Annotated in this window: 19 protein-coding genes and 1 other RNA gene; 19 read left to right on the top strand and 1 reads right to left on the bottom strand. The window is 28.5% G+C overall.

Annotation, left to right across the window (positions count from 1 at the left end):
- Window positions 1-176: 176 nt before the first annotated feature.
- The 7 genes from C4B24_RS03470 (at window position 177) to C4B24_RS03440 (ending at window position 8,825) form a co-directional block, all read left to right on the top strand.
- Entirely contained in the window at window positions 177-2,141 is a 1,965-nt protein-coding gene (locus C4B24_RS03470; protein WP_168388344.1) for a GGDEF domain-containing protein, read from the top strand.
- On the top strand, window positions 2,122-2,559 hold the full coding sequence (rplI, locus tag C4B24_RS03465; RefSeq protein WP_131599384.1) for a 50S ribosomal protein L9: 438 nt from the start codon (window positions 2,122-2,124) through the stop codon (window positions 2,557-2,559). Before C4B24_RS03470 ends, rplI begins: the two co-directional genes overlap by 20 nt.
- The gene (dnaB, locus tag C4B24_RS03460) at window positions 2,552-3,886 is read left to right on the top strand and encodes a replicative DNA helicase (RefSeq protein WP_131599383.1); all 1,335 of its coding nucleotides are present in this window, start codon (window positions 2,552-2,554) and stop codon (window positions 3,884-3,886) included. Before rplI ends, dnaB begins: the two co-directional genes overlap by 8 nt.
- Window positions 3,886-5,097, top strand: coding sequence for a hemolysin family protein (locus C4B24_RS03455; RefSeq protein ID WP_131599382.1), 1,212 nt, complete (start codon window positions 3,886-3,888; stop codon window positions 5,095-5,097). Before dnaB ends, C4B24_RS03455 begins: the two co-directional genes overlap by 1 nt.
- A 75-nt stretch (window positions 5,098-5,172) precedes the next feature.
- Window positions 5,173-6,216 (top strand): YitT family protein, encoded by a 1,044-nt coding sequence (locus C4B24_RS03450; RefSeq protein WP_131599381.1) that lies wholly within the window; start codon window positions 5,173-5,175, stop codon window positions 6,214-6,216.
- 417 nt (window positions 6,217-6,633) lie between these two features.
- Window positions 6,634-7,497, top strand: a complete 864-nt coding sequence (locus C4B24_RS03445) for a hypothetical protein (protein ID WP_131599380.1) — start codon at window positions 6,634-6,636, stop codon at window positions 7,495-7,497.
- A 404-nt stretch (window positions 7,498-7,901) separates the two neighbouring features.
- Complete coding sequence (locus tag C4B24_RS03440; RefSeq protein WP_131599379.1) at window positions 7,902-8,825, top strand: hypothetical protein; 924 nt, start codon at window positions 7,902-7,904, stop codon at window positions 8,823-8,825.
- Between the two features lie 617 nt (window positions 8,826-9,442).
- Here C4B24_RS03440 and C4B24_RS03435 read toward each other — a convergent pair.
- Window positions 9,443-10,309 (bottom strand): thymidylate synthase, encoded by an 867-nt coding sequence (locus C4B24_RS03435; protein ID WP_131599378.1) that lies wholly within the window; start codon window positions 10,307-10,309, stop codon window positions 9,443-9,445.
- Between the two features lie 112 nt (window positions 10,310-10,421).
- Here C4B24_RS03435 and C4B24_RS03430 point away from each other — a divergent pair, with 112 nt between their 5' ends.
- The 12 genes from C4B24_RS03430 to C4B24_RS03375 all read left to right on the top strand — a co-directional run bounded on the left by C4B24_RS03430 (window position 10,422) and on the right by C4B24_RS03375 (window position 19,250).
- Window positions 10,422-11,189, top strand: a complete 768-nt coding sequence (locus tag C4B24_RS03430; RefSeq protein ID WP_131599377.1) for a nitroreductase family protein — start codon at window positions 10,422-10,424, stop codon at window positions 11,187-11,189.
- 21 nt (window positions 11,190-11,210) lie between these two features.
- An RNA gene (gene ffs / locus C4B24_RS03425) (signal recognition particle sRNA small type) lies at window positions 11,211-11,295 on the top strand.
- Window positions 11,296-11,540: 245 nt separating this feature from the next.
- Complete coding sequence (dnaX, locus tag C4B24_RS03420; RefSeq protein ID WP_168388343.1) at window positions 11,541-13,739, top strand: DNA polymerase III subunit gamma/tau; 2,199 nt, start codon at window positions 11,541-11,543, stop codon at window positions 13,737-13,739.
- Between the two features lie 20 nt (window positions 13,740-13,759).
- Window positions 13,760-14,050, top strand: coding sequence for a YbaB/EbfC family nucleoid-associated protein (locus tag C4B24_RS03415; protein WP_131599375.1), 291 nt, complete (start codon window positions 13,760-13,762; stop codon window positions 14,048-14,050).
- Entirely contained in the window at window positions 14,050-14,685 is a 636-nt protein-coding gene (tmk, locus tag C4B24_RS03410; protein WP_131599374.1) for a dTMP kinase, read from the top strand. Before C4B24_RS03415 ends, tmk begins: the two co-directional genes overlap by 1 nt.
- Window positions 14,686-14,786: 101 nt before the next feature.
- On the top strand, window positions 14,787-15,752 hold the full coding sequence (locus tag C4B24_RS03405; RefSeq protein ID WP_131599373.1) for a DNA polymerase III subunit delta': 966 nt from the start codon (window positions 14,787-14,789) through the stop codon (window positions 15,750-15,752).
- 1 nt (window position 15,753) lies between these two features.
- Window positions 15,754-16,431, top strand: coding sequence for a 16S rRNA (cytidine(1402)-2'-O)-methyltransferase (gene rsmI / locus C4B24_RS03400; protein WP_131599372.1), 678 nt, complete (start codon window positions 15,754-15,756; stop codon window positions 16,429-16,431).
- Window positions 16,424-16,618, top strand: coding sequence for a DUF951 domain-containing protein (locus C4B24_RS03395; RefSeq protein WP_131599371.1), 195 nt, complete (start codon window positions 16,424-16,426; stop codon window positions 16,616-16,618). Before rsmI ends, C4B24_RS03395 begins: the two co-directional genes overlap by 8 nt.
- A gap of 47 nt (window positions 16,619-16,665) precedes the next feature.
- Window positions 16,666-17,127: a GNAT family N-acetyltransferase gene (locus C4B24_RS03390; RefSeq protein ID WP_131599370.1), complete on the top strand. Its 462-nt coding sequence runs from the start codon at window positions 16,666-16,668 to the stop codon at window positions 17,125-17,127.
- Window positions 17,128-17,159: 32 nt separating this feature from the next.
- A complete protein-coding gene (locus C4B24_RS03385; protein ID WP_131599369.1) occupies window positions 17,160-17,627 on the top strand; it encodes a GNAT family N-acetyltransferase in 468 nt (155 codons plus the stop codon).
- 140 nt (window positions 17,628-17,767) lie between these two features.
- Window positions 17,768-18,484 (top strand): energy-coupled thiamine transporter ThiT, encoded by a 717-nt coding sequence (locus C4B24_RS03380; RefSeq protein ID WP_131599368.1) that lies wholly within the window; start codon window positions 17,768-17,770, stop codon window positions 18,482-18,484.
- The gene (locus tag C4B24_RS03375) at window positions 18,474-19,250 is read left to right on the top strand and encodes a phosphotransferase (protein ID WP_168388342.1); all 777 of its coding nucleotides are present in this window, start codon (window positions 18,474-18,476) and stop codon (window positions 19,248-19,250) included. The genes C4B24_RS03380 and C4B24_RS03375 overlap by 11 nt, the downstream gene beginning before the upstream one ends.
- Window positions 19,251-19,351 lie beyond the last annotated feature (101 nt).

The following is a 19,351-nucleotide window of genomic DNA, read 5'->3' as shown; positions in this document are numbered from 1 at the left end:
AGGGACTTTTCATTTGCCTATTTTGGATAATTGCATATGAAAAGTGCCTCACTTAAATTTTAACTCTAAGTGTTGCACTTTAAATTTCAATCGAGGAAATAGGGAATTCCCTATTTTTTTATTCAAAACTCTATTTATAATAGAGCTTTTTTTCTGTAATGTTATATAATTACTTTATGAATATAAAACATAAAATATTTTTATTAGTAACTATAATAATATCATTCATAATATTAATTGCAGGATTGTCATTAATTGCTACAAAAACCGTTGGTTCAACAAGGCTTTTATTATTAATTTTGTTCTCATTAATGTTCATGTTTGCATTAACATTAAAACTAGCTACAATTTTTGGTATTAGAAAACAGCGGGTTGAAATTAAAAAATCATTTGATTATTATATAGAAGAATTAATATCTACAACAGGTATAGGGGTAATTATTTTTAATTCCGAGGGAATGATTATTTGAACTTCGAAATTTATTTCTGAGAGATTTAACAATAAATTAATGGGGAAAAATATTTCTGATATTTCAAAAGAGTTTGAGAAGCATTATAAAAATAATGAATTAGAGTTCACTTTCCAATATGAAACAATTGATTATGATGTTCAAATAGTCTCAAAATCTAATTCTATTATTTTGAAAGACATAAGTGATAAAGCATCAATCTTCAAACAATATGAAAATGAAAAATCAGTTGTTGGTGAATTGGATATAGATAACTTCCAAGAGTTTCAATCACTACTTCCAGAAGAGGAAATATTTACAATACAATCAACAATTATCAATATGCTTGATTCGCTTGTTAAAGAATACAATATTATTTATCGTCAATATGTTAATGGTAAATTCATTATTTTTACAGATGGTGAAACATTAAAGAAATTAATTGATTCAGAATTTGCAATGTTTACAAAGATTAATACAAACCTTTCTATACCTGGAGTTAAATTAACAGTATCAGTTGGTTTTGGTGTTGGTTCTACATTGCCAAGTGAATTAATGTCATTAGCTAAAGAATCAATTGCTCAATCACAAAACCGTGGTGGTGACCAGGTTACTGTTGCTTATCAAAATGAAGATTATAGATATTTTGGTGCAGAAACAGAAGCAGTGTACTCTTCTTCAAGAGTTAAGATTTCTCAAATTTCAAAGATTATTGTAGAAAGATTATCAGATCGTAAGATTAAAAATGTTTTAGTTTATGGACATATGTATGCTGATTTAGATGCATTAGGTTCTGCAAGAGGTGTTGTTGAAATGGCTAAATCATTTGGAAAAAATTCTTATATAGTTAATACAACTTTTGATAGTACTACTAAAAAGGCTGTTAAGTCAATTATCCAGAATCCAAAAGATTTATTCATTAAAGCATCTACGGCTAATAGATTTGATCCAGAAACTACACTTGTCTTTATATGTGATACAGCATTGCCAGATCGTACAGAAAATCCAAATGCTTTTAAAGGGTATGGGAAAGAAAATATATTTATACTTGATCACCATAGAATTACAGCTATACCTGATGGCGTTTATAAATCACATGTTTATATTGATACAGCGGTTTCATCTGCTTCGGAAATTGTTTCTGAAATTATCATGTATTCAAAAAGAAGAATTAAAGTTTCTTATGAAGCGGCTCAATTACTATTATCAGGAATTTATCTTGATACTAAGCAATTTCAAAGACAAGTTTCTGCAAGAACATTTGCAGCAGCTTCATGGCTAGAAACTTTTGGGGCAACAGCAAGCACATCAGCAAACTTGTTAAAATTATCAGAGTCTCAAACAACAACAATTAGAAAAATATTATCAGAATTAAAAGAAGTTAGACCAGGTTACTATATGGCAACCTATGATGGAGAAGCTGATTCAGATGTTGTTTCAGTTGCTGCTGATGAAATACTAAGAACCGAGGGAAGAAGAGCAGCATTTGTAATTGCTAAAGTACCCGGAACTAAGAAGTTCAAATTATCAGCTAGATCATTAGATGTGAATGTCCAACTTATAGCAGAGAGAGTTGGAGGTGGTGGACATTTTGCTGCTTCAGCAGCTGTGTCAGAAGAGCCATTATCAATCTTTGCAGGAAACCTAATACAGACGATTGTGAGTGTGAAAAATGAAAGTAATAATAATTAAAGAATGTAAAAGTGGAAAAATTAATGACATTGTAGATGTTGCTGATGGATATGCAAAAAATTTCCTTATAAAGCAAGGTTTTGCATTGCCCATTAATAATTCAACAAAAAGACTATTAGACAAAAAACTTGAAAAAATTAAAGAAAACGAAGCTAAAGAATTGGCTGTTGCAAATGAAATGAAAGTACTTATTGAAAAAACTACTTTAGAATTTTCACTAAAGTCAATTAATAATAAAGTTCACGGTTCAATTACTAATAAACAAGTTATAAAACAATTGAAAGAAAATGAAATAAGTATTTCAAAATATGCACTTCCACATGTCCATATTGCTTCAATTGGTATAACAAAAATTGTGGTAGATCTTCATAAAGATGTAAAAGCAACATTAAAGATTCAGGTGAAAAACAATGGCTAAAGAACATAATGCAATAGAAATTGAAAGGGCGGTCCTTGGGCTGCTACTTTCTAATCATCATTTAATTTCAAATACCGTTGGATATATTAGTGAAGAAGAATTCTATGACAAAAGACATAGAATCATTTTTGCTACTCTTGAGGAACTTGCTTCTTCTGATATTACTATTGAAATTGCAGCTATTATAAATAGATTGAGAGAAAAAGGACAACTAACTGAAATTGGTTCTGAGGCATATATTGGCCATTTAATTCAATCAGCTGCTTTAGAGTCTAATTTAACAAAATTTATTAAAGTGATTTCTGAAAAAGCTCATTTACGTAAAGTTAAATATGTTGTTAATCAATTGAGTAAAGACCTTGATAAAGAAGATGTGGATGCAAATGAATTAATAGAAAAGGTTGAAACAGATATTCTTGCTTCAACTAGAGATACAGCTATGGGTGAGTTTGAATCTGCAGAGGAAATTATTAAAAAAACTATTAAGAATATAGAGATGCGTCAAACATCTTCTGATTTAGCTGGAATACCAACTAACTGAACAGATTTTGATTCTATGACATCCGGTTTTCAAAAAGGTGACTTAGTAATACTAGCTGCCAGACCTTCTATGGGTAAAACTGCTTTCGCACTTAATATAGCTGCAGCAGCAGCAAAAAATAATAGTGTTGCATTTTTCTCTCTTGAGATGCCAAAAGAACATTTAATGGCCAGGGTTCTATCTTCAGTTTCATATGTTGATGGATATAAATTTAAAAAAAATGCAATGACAAAAATGGATTGAGAAAAAATTAATATTGCTCAAGAACAAATATCAAACTATAAATTATTTATTGATGATACTCCAGGTCTTACATTATCAGAATTAATGTGAAAAGCTAAAAAACACCATAAAAACCATCCAATTGACATGATTTTAATTGATTATATGCAATTGATTGCAGGACCAAAAGGTTCTTCTGGAGATAATAGACAAGCAGAAGTTTCGGCAATTTCTCGTGGTCTTAAACAACTAGCAAGAGAATTAAACGTTCCTTTAATTGCACTATCACAACTTTCTCGTCGTGTTGAACAAAGGGAAGATAAACGTCCTATGATGTCAGATATTCGTGAGTCTGGTGCCATTGAACAAGATGCCGATTTAATTATGTTTTTATATAGAGAAGCATATTATCAAAAAGTTGAAGATCAAAATCAAGAAGAAATGAGACATCAAACAACAAAAGTTATTATTGCAAAACACCGTAATGGAGCTATTGGTGATGTTGATTTAGCTTTTGATCCTTCAATAGGTTTATTTACAGATAAAATTAAAGGAGATTTATAATGAACGACTCCATTATAATTGGGTTAATAGTCTTATTGATTATTTTAATACTTCTTTCATCAATGTTTTCCGCTGCTGAAACAGCATATACATCAGTTAATTCAGCTAAGATTTCAATGGAAGTAAAAAAGAAAACAAGAGCGGGTAAAGTCTTGAAGAAACATTTGAAATCTTTTGGTTGAACACTATCAACTATATTGATTGGAAACAATATTGTCAATATAGGTTCTTCTGTACTGATTTCATATCTATTTACACAACAATTTTCTCCTGGAACTGCTACTATTTTATCAATAGCTGTTATGACACCAATAATTGTTGTATTTGGAGAAATTATCCCTAAAATTTTAGCTAAAAAATACTCATTTGGTTATCTGAAGAAAATTTGTTTTGTAATGGAGTTATTGAATTATTTATTCTATCCATTTACATACCCAATAAGCAAAATAAATATTTCTAGTGAGGTCACTAATACTGAGAATGAATTAAAACAACTTTTAGATACTGGTAGACAAGAAGGTGTAATTGAAAAACGTGAAGCTACATTAGCCTCAAATGCATTGGATTTAGACTCTACAAAAGTTAGCGCTGCCTTCACAAGAAGAAAACAAGTTGTATTCATCACTGATAAAACAAGTTTGGAAGAGGCAAAGGATATATTTGATTACACTGGTTATTCTAGATTGCCTCTTATTAAAAATAAGAAATGAATTGGAACAGTGCACCTTAAAGATATAATTTTTATGAGTGAAGGTCAACCTGAAGAAATGGTTTCTGAGGTTCCCTTTGTGTCTAAAAATATGATATTAACTAACGTTCTTGAGACAATGAGACTTAAGAAAACCCATATTGCATTTGTTACTGATGTTAGCAAGTCCCAAAAAGTTATAGGTATAATTACTTTAGAAGATATTATCGAAGAACTTTTAGGTGAAATTTATGATGAGCATGATGTTACTGATACAGTTAGGCAACTTGGTCTTTATAAATGAGTTGCAGAAGGTCAAGATCATATGACGAAAATCTCTGAGATAACTGGATTTGTCTTTAATGATGTAGAGCAAGAACAAACTCTTAAGCAATGGCTTAAAAAACGTTTAAATAGGCATATTAAAGAAGGGCTTATTTATGTGCATAGAAAAAAAATAAGAATCAAAGTTATTTCAAATAAAAAAGGACAACCTACATTATTCGAAATAGCTGAAAAATAATAAATAAATATAAACTTTATAACTTATAAGTTATGGAGTTTTTATTTTACTGGGAAATTATGTTATAAATTATTTATGAATAAAAAATATACTTATATCATTAACAATAAAATAACTCGTAAATGGGCTAGGATTATTTTTGCGTTACTTATATCATCATTTTTATTTGCCTTTGGAATGAAATTCTTTATTTCTTCAGCAAAAACGTTCTCTTCTGGGCTAGGTGCAATACCTCAATTAATTACATATATTACATCTCTTGACCAAAAATATTTCTCGATATTATATTTAGCAATAAATATCCCTTTATTGATTGTGTTTTATTTTTTGGTTAAAAAGAAATTTATTATACTAACTTTTCTTTGGTTATTACTACAACTTGGTTGAGGACAAACTATGGAGTTTATACCAGGTATTAAAAGTGCTGATCCATTTGCTATTGGATTATATGACAAACCTATTAATGGCATTAGTGCATCAGAAAGAATGGTTACTGAAAAATGAGCTATCATTGTTCAACCAATGATTGGTGCTATCATTTCTGGAATTGGAATGAGTATTGCATGAAAATTTGGAGCTTCAACAGGAGGTTCTGATATTATCATTTATTATATTTCGACTAAAAAGCAAAAATCACCAGGTAAAATAATTACAGTGATGTCTCTTGGGGTTGCTTTAACTATGATTATCATACAAACATCCATGAAACAAGTCCCTGTTTTCCAAACTAATCAAGGTACTAAATTCTCTAATCCGACGAGTGCGCAAATGCTATTTGGGCCAATTACTTGAGGAACTTTAGGATATGTATTTGTTTCTTCAGCAATGGTTTCAATTCTATATCCTAAGTATAAAAAAGTAGAAGTTATGATTTCTTCTTCAAAATATGAGCAAATTGCTAAATACTTGAAATATTCTGGTTATAAACATGGATATAACATTAGTTCTGTTAAATCCGGATATACTGATAAAGAAGTTAAAACTATTAGAACTGTAATGCTTTTCTTAGAGCACAAAGATATAGTGAAAAAATTAAGGGAAATAGATCCTAATGTTTGAGTTTCTGTTACTATTGTTAAAAATGTATATGGAAATTTCAATGCTATTATGATAGATTAATATAAAAGATTTTTTTGATTGTTTAGAATGTTAAATTATTATATTAAAATATCTGCATAAGTAAACTAGAGTGAATATTTTTTACACTTTTGATTGTATAAGTACTGGCGAGAGTTGGTGCTTTTCATTGCAATCTTTTTTTGTATTACATTAATTGATGTACCAAGAGATATATTTTTCTATTTTTTAAAATGCTGATTTATAAGTTTTTATATGATTCAAACATTTTCCTTTGAAACAATGAAAGAAACATTATATTTCTCTTTTTCAAAGAGTTGATACTTTGCTAATAAAAGATTTATTTTATTAATCTTTAGTATTTCAAGATGAATATATTATTACTGCATTTCGAAATATTTCAAGATTTAATCAATTTTATTTTGATGTTATAATTTGAATAATAAAGGGAGACATATTATGAAATTAACTAGAAAAATGACATTAGGAATGTTAGCAACTACAGCAGTTGTTGTATTGCCAGCGGCGGCAGTGGTATCTTGTGGAAGTGACTCGAAAGAAGAAGATTCAATGGGAAAAAATATAGGAAAAAATACTAGTTCATCAGCAGGAACAAACACCAGAACAAATACTGAGGATGGAACAAACACTGGAACTGGAACAAACACAGGAACTGGAAAAAACACAGGAACTGGAACAAACACAGGAACTGGAACAAACACAGGTACAAATACTGGAACAAACACTGGAACAAACACTGGAACAAACACTGGGGATGGATCAAACACAGGAACAAACACAGGAACAAACACCGGAACAAACACTGGAACTGGAACAAGTGCCGGAACTAACACAGGAACTGGAACAAACACAGGGAATAGTACTGGAACTGGAACAAGTGCCGGAACTGGAACAAACACTGGAGATGGATCAAACACTGGAACAAACACAGGAACAAACACAGGAACTGGAACAAACACTGGAACTGGAACAAGTACTGGAGATGGATCAAACACAGGAACAAACACAGGAACAAGTACTGGAGATGGATCAAACACTGGAACAAACACTGGATCTAGTACAGGAACAGGTAAATTCGACTTTGAAATTACATCAAAAACAACCAGAGATGAATTTGAAACTTGAGGAAAAGGAAAAATGAACCTTGACCACCCTGAAAAAGGTAAAAATTTTATATTAAAAATCGGAAATAAATTTTATCAATTCAAAAAGAGTTTTACACAAGATGAAGTTCAGAAATGAATAGACAAGATATGACCTCAGTTTGAAAAAGTTAATAAGAAACTTGCTGATGAACTTTAAAAATTAACATTTTATATAAGTGCCATCACTTTAAAAGGATTAAAAGAGATAAATAATGATTTCTTCGATCCTGAATTAACATATGTTATTTATAATGATAACGACGAAATTATTGATGTTTTTAAATCTGAAAATAGTAATATAAGGTTTGACGATAAAGAGACAATCAAACATAACGCAAAAGCTATATTAAGTAAATACATAAGAAAAGATCTTAATGTTTTATTTGCAAAAGATAAAAATAATCAGTGATTAAAAGTTCCTATAAGTAATGAAACATTTATGGTTTATAATATTAATTGAAAAAATAAACTCATTACATTTAATAGCTTTGAAAATGTTAAGAATTTTGTTGAAGAATGGGTTAAATTAAATGCTAAAAAGATTATTACAAGGAGATAAAAATGAAATTAAATAAAAAAATAATGATAGGAACACTTGCTACAACAGCTACATTAGCCATACCTATAGTTGCGGTTGTTTCTTGTGGAGGCAAAACATTTAGTTATTCTGAGGGTGTTTTATATGAAGGAATTATAAGTGATTCGCAAAATATTAATGACGATTATAAACTTCTTAAAAAACAAGTTGATTCAGATTTTGATTGAACTGTTCGTAAAGATTTGCAAATCATTATGAATAGTGACGGAACATTAAAGGACGCTGATTCGATAAGTGATTCAACTTTAGAAAAAATGAAATACATAACTCTTAATGTTACATATACTAATTCTTTCCAAAATAAATGAAAAGAAATATTGAATAAAATTAAAAAAGACTATAAAACATCAAAAAAAGCATTAAAAATTTCAGCAGTTAATGCTGAGGAGTTTACACCTGAATTTTTTGAAACTTTAACAGATAAAAGCAATGCTAAAAAATGATCTGAAAAAATAAACAATTTATATAAACAAAATAAATTTGGGTTGAGCTTTAATTTGGTGCTACCAAAAGAATTGAAAAAATTTGATTTGGGCATTTCTATTTTTTCTAGTGGAGTACCCGCTCTTGAGAGCATCCAAAAAGAAGATTCTTCAATTAAGGTTAATGGTTTTGAAGTTTTGAATGCTATTAACTTCAATATTGATTCATTACCAAAAGAACTCAAAAAATTGTACATTAGTGAAAATGATAATATTCAAATTTTGAATGATTCAAATTTTAATCTTGATAAACTACCGAAAAATTTAAAGATGTTACATATTGCCCAAATTTTAACAGATTCTAAACAAAAAGAAATTGATGACTATATTCAGGCGCATAATTTAAATGATGAGAAATATAATAATCTTGAAGCTAATAGAATTGATAATCCAGAATCATCATAATGATAAATTAACCATTTGATAAAAATTTAAGACACGATTTAGAATAAAGCGTAACAAATAATTTTACACTTTAAGAGATGTTGTGTTTTTATTCAACGATATAATTAGAAGAAAAATTATGAGTTTTAAAACACTTGGGCAAATTATTTTTTCTCAATATTTAAAAAGATAATTCATTTATCGTTTTTTGAATTCAATAAAAAAATACTAAAAATTTAATTAAAACATTAAAATACTACAAATATTAGAGTCCAACAGATGCTTAGACAATAAAATATCAAATGAATATTCTTGTATGGTGTCTAAGACTTTGAAAACATCTTAATTTTTAATCCTAACATACACCTGTAATAAGTTTAGATTTAAAGAATAATCTAGTTAATTCTAATTTTACAATAACATTTAATATTATGATTTTAAAGATATATTTTCATTTAAAATTAGTTCAAAAAGTAAATGAAGAAATAGATTATAAAAATTCATTTTATTAAATATTAAAAGATAAAGTGGATTCCAAAATAAAAGGATTCACTTTATCTTTTAATGTTTATTTTATTGAACGTAGAATTTATTATCCCAGTTTATAAGTAGATGTTTTAATATAATAAACCAAATACCTAAACAGCTACTTTACCCTTGATTAAGGGGTGGGGGTCATAATTCTGAAGTTTAATATCTTCAAATGTGAAATCGAATAATGATTTCACATTTTTATTTAGTTCTACTGTAGGTAATTTTTTTGGTTTCCTTAAAATTTGTTCATTAACTTGCTCTATGTGATTTTTATAAATATGAGTATCACCAGTTGAGTGTATAAATTCTTTTGCTTTTAAACCTGTTACATGTGCAACCATCATTAACAATAATGAATAAGAAGATATATTAAAAGGAACCCCTAAAAATACATCTGCGGATCTTTGGTATAACTGCAATGATAATTCATTACCATTTACAAAAAATTGAAAAAATGCATGGCAAGGTGGCAGCGCCATTTTTTCAACTAATGGAGGATTTCATGCAGAAACAATCAGTCTTCTACTATTGGGGTTTTCTTTAATTTCTTTAATTACATTTTTAAGTTGATCAACTCCACCAAAGTTTCTTCATTGCTCACCATAAACAGGTCCTAATTCTCCATGTTTTTTAGCAAACTCCTCATCTTCTTTTATTTTTTGTACAAATTCTTTTTGGGTTTCTCCATTGTAATCAGAGTGCTTTTTAAAATTAGCATATGGTCATTCATTTCAAATTCTAACTCCATTATCAACAAGATATTTTATATTTGTATCCCCTTTAATGAATCAAAGTAATTCATGCACAACTGCTTTCCAAAATATCTTTTTAGTTGTTAATAAGGGAAACCCTTTTGTTAGGTCATATCTTCTTTGTGTGGCGAATTTAGATATTGTTCCTGTTCCAGTTCTATCCCCTTTTGCTTTTCCTTCTTCTAAAACTTCTTTAATTAACGATAAATATTGTTCCATTTTCCCTTCTTTCTTTCTTCTTATTAAATTATAATTTTTAGCGTTAATTTTTGGAGTTATATAAAAATATCATTATTTAAATAGCGGTATTTTATTGTATTATTTTATTGATATGAAAAATGAACAAAATAATTTTATAGAAAAACAATTAAATAGAAGGTCAGAAAGAAATTTAAATAAAGAAAAAATAATTTCAAAGGAGGATGTTCAATTATTCAAGGATGTTGTTTCTTCAGCACCCACATCTAAAAATGGACAAGGTGCAACAGCTATTTTTATTCAAGATAAAGATATGATTGCTAAAATTGCAAAATGGAACTGAAACCAAGTTCATATAACACAAGCACAACTTGTAGTTTTATTTGTTGGAGATATGAATAGAGTTAAATATATCTTTGAAAAAAATGGGAATCCTGAATGGGAACTTAATGAAGGTAATTTTCATGAATTATTACTTATAGGTGCCGTTGATGCAACCATTAAAGGTCAAGCATTAACTGATGCAGCATTATCAAAAGGTATGGGTTCTTGTTACATAGGAGGGGTAAGAACTTTTCCTGAAAAATTAATTGAAGAATTAGAATTGCCACCTTTTGTAATTCCCATCGTAGGATTAACAGTTGGTTATCCAGACACTCAAGAAGAGATTAAACCTAAGTTAAATACTGTTTATGATGAAAAATATAATAATGAACAAATGAAAGAGGAAGTAGATGCTTATGATGAAGTAATGAGTAAGTATTTTACAAATAGAGGGCGTAATAGAAAAGATATTACTTGAAGTGCTGATATTGCTTATGCTTATCAAACATTCTTTGATAAAGATCTTTATGGTGAACAATATAAATTAATGAAAAGAAAATATAAAGGTAATAAATAAGCTCTTTATATTATAATTGTATTGCCATCACAACGGTAACCTTGTAACCCGGTCAGGCCAGGAATGGAGCAGCCGAATCGAGAAGTGCTGTGTGTGGTGGTTTTTTTATGCCAATTTTCAGAAATAAATAAAACCATTAACCAAGTTTTAATAGTTGTACATATCTATATCCAATATTATATTGTTTAATAATTAAATTTTAAACTGGTTTATTTCATTTATAATACATTTCTTTTTTATTGTGTGCCCCTAAACTAATTAATTAGCAAAGCAAATTGATTTTTTGTAAAAGTTATGAAAAAAACATATTTATTTCATATTTTTTTGTCATCTCCATGTTATTATTTTTATATGAGTTATAAAGCACTATATAGAACATACAGACCCTCTAATTTCGATGAAATTAAAGGACAAGAACATATTACAACAACTTTAAGAAACATTGTTAAGTCAAATAAAATATCACATGCCTATTTATTTTCGGGTCCAAGAGGAACTGGTAAAACATCTGCTGCTAAGGTATTTGCAAATATATTAAATTGTAAGTATTTATCAGAAGATTTAAAACCTTGTTTAAAATGTGGGCTATGTTTAGAAGCTAAAAAAGGTTCATCAATGGACATTATTGAAATTGATGCTGCATCTAATAATGGTGTTGCTGAAATAAGAGAATTGAGAGACAATGTCAAGTATGCGCCAACAAATACAAAATACAAAGTTTATATTATCGATGAGGTTCACATGTTATCAAAAGGAGCATTTAATGCACTTCTTAAAACATTAGAAGAACCGCCAAAACATGCGATTTTTATATTGGCAACTACAGAACCACAAAAAATACCGGTTACAATACTTTCTAGAACACAAAGATTTAATTTTAGACGTGTAGAGGATTCTGTTTTAGTTGAACATCTAAAAGACGTTTTAACTAAAGAAGGATTGAAATATGAGACTTCCGCTATAAAACTTATTGCTAAACTTGCAAATGGAGGACTACGTGATGCGCTTTCAATTGCAGATCAAGCTTCCTCTTATACAAATGGACAGATTACTTTTGAAGCAATTTCACAAGTATTTGGTGTTGTTTCTTTAGAGTCGCAAGTTAAAATTATTAATTTTGCTTCTAGCAAAAATATTGAAGGTTTATTAATGATTACAAATAAATTTATTGATAATGGTGCTGACTTAACAAGATTATCAATGTCACTTATTGAAATAATAAAAGATTTTATTATTTTCAAAAAAACGGGTCAACCAAAACTACTTGAAACATTAAAGGAAAATCAAATCCCTGAAGTTCATCTAAATTATGAATCTGCATATAATATGCTTGATATACTAGTTGAATTGATTACACAATTATCTAGGTCTGATTATCCAAGGCAAGCATTCGAATTAGCCATGCTTAAATTAACAAAAGCTCCTCAAAATGTTTTTGATACTTCTGAAAATATTTCTCCAGTAATGGAAAATAAAGAGCCTGCATTTTCAACTATGAAGCAAAATGATAATAAAGAAGAAAATGTTGAAATTAAAGTTCCACAAAAGACTCCTGAATTATCAGCACCTATAATTAAAGAAGATACAAGCGAATCCTTAGAAGAAATTTTTATGGAAAAATCTTCTGGTTCTATAATCGGTGAAACAAATGAAATAAAAACGGATAAAAAAGTAGAAGAAAAAATTGAAAAGTATGAACCAACAATACCGAAAGTTGATTTTGAATCAATACCTCCACAAACAGAATCAGATGATTCTCTTAATGATTTATTTGCCACTCAGAATATAAAAGAGGAAAGTTTTAAAGAAGAAGAAATTATTGATATGGAAGAAATTGAAGCTTCTACACAGGTAATTTCAAAGAATTTAGAGCGTCAAAGTATTTCTGAAGATATTGAAGAAGACATAACAACAACACAGGAAATTGCTATTGGTGCAACTAAAACAGAAGAGATAGTTGCCACAAAAACAATTGCTACATCCGAAACAGTTTCTAATCAAGAAATTAATACTCCAAATGAGAAACCAGAAGACTTACTTTCACTATTTTCTTCTCCAACAAAACCAGAGGAAATCAAAGTATCAAAAGAAACAACGTATACTGTTGCCGATATAATTAATTTATTAGTTCAAGCAGATAGAGAAACACATTTACATGTTAAAAATTCATGGAATTCAATAGTTTCATATTCTACTAATCCAAATTATAGTGAATATGTAAGTTTGATAGAGTCTTCAAAATTAATTTCAGCAGGAAAAAAATATATACTATTATCATCTAGTGATGTTGGAATTTGTTCAAGAATTAATGAAGTTAAGTTTAATAAGAAATTTATTGAACTTATTAAAGAAGTATTTGGGGAAGTTAAAAATGTTTTTGCAATTACTAAAAATCAATTTATGGATGTTAAAGAGAGGTATACAACATTAGCTAAAACTAATTCATTACCTCAACCTGAAATGATTAGCGTTCCTTCATTAGAAGAAAAAGAAAAAACACAAGCACATAAATTAGGTGAGGATCTTTTCGGAGATTTATTCTCAGCCTAATTGAAGTAAAAGGAGAAAATATGAATATTAATGCAATGATGCAACAAGCAAAAAAAATGCAAGAGGAAATGGGAAAAAAACAAGCCGAACTTGCACAAAAAGAGTTTTTAATTGAAAAACAAGGAATTTCAATTGTAATACTTGGAGATAGAACAATTAAATCAGTAAAAATTAATGAGGCACTTATCGATGAGGATGATCCTGAAACATTGGAAGATATGGTAGTTATTGCTGTTAATGCTGCTAATGAAAGAATAAATGCTGAAGAAGAAGCAATTGCTCCTCAACAACCAGCAGGAATGCCATTCTAATGTCTAAACCTTTATTTGTAACTTTCGAAGGTCCTGATGGATCAGGAAAAACAACTGCATTAAATGGTTTGGTAAAATATTTACAAAAAAATAGGAATGATATTGATTTCATTTTTACTAGAGAGCCTGGAGGATCACAAAATCCAGCTGCTGAGAAAATTAGAAAAATTATTTTAGATAAAAACAATATTATCGATGATAAATCAGAAGCGCTTCTTTATGCGTCTGCAAGACGTCTACATCTTGAACAAACAGTTTGACCAGCTTTAAAAGAAAATAAGATAGTTTTATGCGATAGATATATAGATTCTTCACTTGCTTATCAAGGTGAAGGTAGAGGTCTTGGTATTGAATTTGTTAAAGAATTAAATAATTTAGCAACTGATTCAACATGACCTAATCTAACAATATTTTTTGACATTACACCTGAGGCTGCAATGGAAAGAGCTGCAGATAGAGCTCCGCAAGATAGACTTGAACTTGCTGGTGCTAGATTTCATAAGAAAGTATATGAAGGTTATAAAAAAGTGATTTCTTCTTCACCTGAAAGATTTAGAGTTATAGATGCAACAAAATCTAGAGAAGAAGTTTTGGAAGATGTTATAACTATAATTAAAGAAGAAGTACTTATTTAAATAAATGGTGAGCGTACCATTTTTTTTAATTTTATTTCAAAGGTGAATAATAATAGAAATCATATTTGTTTAATAAATATTTTTTTAACTATAATTTATATATGTCAATTAAAAGTAAAGTAAGACAAATGAATCCTGTTGCATTTTCAGTTATAAAGAATGCAAAAAGAGCAGGGAAATTTTCACATTCTTATTTAATATCAGCGGAGAAGAAAGCTGATACAAATTTAATATCACATTTACTGTTACAATCAATAGTTTGTATTCAAAGGGGTGTTCTTGCATGTGGGGAATGTTCTCCCTGTATTAGGATAATTCAAGATAATAAATACGCAGATTTAGAAGTTATTGATGGTACAAATGGAATTATAAAAAAGGACTTTGTCACTAATTCAACTCAAAGATTATTGCAAACTCCAATCGAAGCAATTGGAAAAAAAATAATGCTTATCAAAAATGTTGAGAATGCAAATAAACATTCTTTGAATTCATTACTTAAATTTATCGAAGAACCTCAAAAAAATACTTTTATAATTTTAACAACTAATGAAATAAACAATGTATTACCTACAATTAAGTCTAGATCTCAAATTATACAATTGAGACCAAAAGTCATTGATGATTTAGCCACACTCATGAAAGAGAAGGGTATAGCTACTAAATATTCTAAAGTTATGGCAAGTATATTCTCTAATGTTGAGAGTGCGGTTCAATCTTACGAAAATGATTTTATTCAATGTTTTAAAGAAATCACCTTATTCTTAGAAGATTTATTATTAAATAAAACTTCATCACCCTTAACATTTTCAAAAATATTTACAAAAAAAGCAAATTATAAATTAATGTTAGATATTATGAATATTTATATGAATGATATATGGAAATTTAAATTAGGTAGAGAAATATATTGTATCTCTAGGGATAAAACGATTGAAAAATATTCACAATCAAAATTTGATTATGCAAAAGTAATAACCTCTATTCAGGATTTTAATAAGGCTATTGCGAGTAATGCTAACTTTGACTTAGCAAAAGAAAAATTTATATTGAAACTATTGGAGGCTTAAAATGGAAAAAGCAAAATTATATATTGTAGGAACACCGATTGGTAATATGAAAGACATTACTTTGAGAGCTATTGAAACTCTTAAATTAGTTGATATTATTGCTTGTGAAGATACAAGACAAACACGTAAGTTATTATCTCATTATGAAATAACAGGTAAAAAGTTGATTGCTTATCACGATAAGAATGAGAAAAATTCTGCAAAAGGTATTATAGAGTTAGTTGAGCAAGGTACTAGTATTGCTGTTGTTTCTGATGCAGGTATGCCAGTTATAGCTGATCCAGGTTTTGAAGTTATTAGACAAGCAAGAGCAGCGGACATTAACATAGAAGTTATTCCTGGTCCTTCTGCACAAACAACTGTTGCTGCTATTTCCGGACTATCTCCTAAATACTCTTTTATTGGATTCCTTAATCCTAAAACAGGAAAAAGAAAAAATGAATTATCTTCATTGGGGAGTGGTACTTATGTAACATATGTATCTCCTTATAAATTAGAATCAACACTTCTAGATATTCAAGAAATTTTTGGTGATGAAACAAGGGTATTTCTTGCAAAAGAATTGACTAAAATGTATGAGAAAACATACTTTGGAACAATTGTTCAAGTATATAATCAAATTAAGAATAATGTTAAGGGTGAATACACTTTAGCATTTGAGGTGGTGAAAAATGATTAAAGTAAGCGATTATGAATTAGGAACAATAGTAACTTTAAAGAAACCACATCCATCAAATACAATCGGGTGAGAAGTGATTAGATTGGGTTGCGATATAAAACTTAAATCAACAACAGTGCCAAACACATATATATTTCTTGAAAGACCAATATTTCATAAAAGAGTTAAAGAAATAATAAAGAAATAATTTGTTGTATTTTTTGATTAAAAAAAATTAAATTGGAGGTAAGTATAATGGCTAGTCCAACAAAACTTAGAAGATTAAAAAGAAAAGATTGAAAAGATATGTTTGAGTATGGATCGGACGAAGAGACAGTTAAATTTGTGACATGAGGTCCTTATAAAACTGAACAAGAAGCAAAAGATGCTAATTTATTTTTGCGTAAGAATTCTGATCAAATTTTTGCAATTACAGTATATGGAAAGATGATTGGAACTGTATCTATTATGAATATCACTGATAATTCAGTTGAAATTGGATATATTTTAAATAAAGATTATTGAGGGATGGGTATTGGAACACAAGCATTAACTCTTTCAATGAATTTTGCTTATAGATGGCATAAAGGAAAGACTTTATATGCGAGTGTTATTCCTGAAAATATTGCTTCTCAAAATTTATTAAAGAAATGTGGATTTGAACAAAAAGAAATAAAGGAAAATGGAGAAATATTATTTCATTTTAAAAATGATTAATAATTGATTTATTTTCATGATAGGGGAAACATATGGAAAATAATTTGAGTTTGAGACCTCTAATGAAAGATGATTGAAAAGGTATGTTTGAGTACGGATCTGATAAAGAAACTATGAAATTCTTATATCATGATTACTATAAAACTGAACAAGATGCAAAAGAACACAACAGCATCTTAATGAATGAAAGCAACCAATCTTATGCAATTATTTATTGTGGCAAAATGATTGGGGTTACATCTTTGAAAGGTATTACAACAACAAAATTATATATTGGATATGTTTTAAATAAGAAATATTGAGGTAAGGGATTGGGTACAAAAACATTAGAGTTAATATTGGATATAGCTAAGCAAAAGCATAGTGAAAAAATATTTTATGCGATTATATATAAGAAGAATATTGCTTCTATGAAAATATTAGAAAAAGCTGGTTTCACAAGAAGTGAAGAGGTTATTGATGAAGCATTTGTTTATACCTTAAAAAATAATCTTAAATAATTAAGTTATTATAATATAATTTATTAGAGCAGGGGCACTTTGCACAAGCAAGGTTGAGAAGCACTCTTATACCGGTTAAGTTAATACTTGCGTCGGAAGCTGGATTTTAATTTCTGCTCATAAAAGGAGTAGATTTTTTTATGAAAAAAAATGTAAAAACACCTGAGGTGATTTCACAAGAAGTATGTGAAGAAGGAAAAAATTCCAATAAGAGCAAAAAAATTCATTTTTGATATAGGTTTACAGTTAGGGATATAGTTATTTGTTCTTTTATATTAGCTATGTTTATAGCTGCAAAGTCACTAAATTCTTTGATACCTGATTTTTTACCTTATATAAGATTTCAACTTATATATTTACTATTACCAATAATATCGCTAGTATTTGGATGGAAATTGTCAGGGATAACTATGTCTATTTATATTTTTATAATAGCCTGGTTAGCACCTGGATTCTTTATTAGAGGTATAACTGATTCAGTTGTTAAAGATAATGGGGGAGCTTATGTATTCTTGGAGTACTTGTTAGATTATGTTATTCCAATTTTATCTTTGGCTATAATACCTGGATTATTTGCATCTTTTAAAAATAAGATATTTGTATTCATGTTTATTACGATTGCATTCACATTAGTATTTGCATCACATTTTCTTGCTGGTGTTCTTATTTGAAGTTCATATGCACAATGAGGTTATTCAGCAATGTCATATTCAGCAGCTGCAAATGGAATAATTGTTTGATCTGCATATGGATTTGCAATGATATTTTCTTATCCTTGTGCTACAAGAGTTAGAATTTCAATGAAGAAAATTTTTAATGACGAAGGATATAATAGTAAAGGAAAAAATGCAAAATAAAAATAATGAATTTAAAAATAAGGCTATTGAATTATTTATTGACAAAACGAAATATTCAAAAGATCAAATAAAACAAATAAATAAAATAGAAAATGGATTTAGTAACAACGCTAATTTTTTATTTTTACTAGACAATGGAGATAAATTTCAAGTTAAAATACCAAAGGGTAAAAATACCCTATTCCCTGATATAAAATCTGCGTTTCTTTATGATTCTTCAATATACATTTATTTAAATGAAAATGGATTAATGATTAAAAAATGAATTGAAGGCAAACATGTTGATTTTTCAGAAGAAAAGCATGCAAGATGAGTTTTAGATGAAATTCAAAAACTTCATAATATTAAGATAGAGTCTAATGAAATGGGGATGTATGATATCAATGCTTATAGAAAAAAAACTAACATACCAACTAAGTTTTTAAAAGAGTTTGATGTTTTATCTACTGAACTGCAAAAATATGAGATAAGTTTTATACATGGTGATATTAATCCAAAAAATGTTTTAGTTACTAAAAGTAGGGCATTATTAATTGATTTTGAGTGATCTAAAAACGGTTATTCAATTTTAGATTATGCATATTTAATTGCATTTAGCAAAATTAATATTAATCTTGTCTCAAAGGTTACAAATTATAATGTGCAAGAATTAGAAAAAATGGTTAGATTTGTACTTATTCACACACTTATGTGATGTGAAAATGAACAAACTGATAAATCAAGTATTTTATCTAAAGAAATAATGGAAAAGCTTCAAATAAATTAAGGTATATTAGGATAAAAAATTAAGACACACTCAAAGTGTTGGACATCATGCGAGAATATTCGTATGGTGTTTTATTATCCAAACATCTTTGAACTCTAATA

It is taken from the genome of Mycoplasma marinum (assembly GCF_004335975.1).
Taxonomy (GTDB): domain Bacteria; phylum Bacillota_I; class Bacilli_A; order Mycoplasmatales; family Metamycoplasmataceae; genus Mycoplasma_K; species Mycoplasma_K marinum.
The sequence above is the reverse complement of the archived record's forward strand: the minus strand, read 5'-3'. Positions and strand labels throughout refer to the sequence as shown.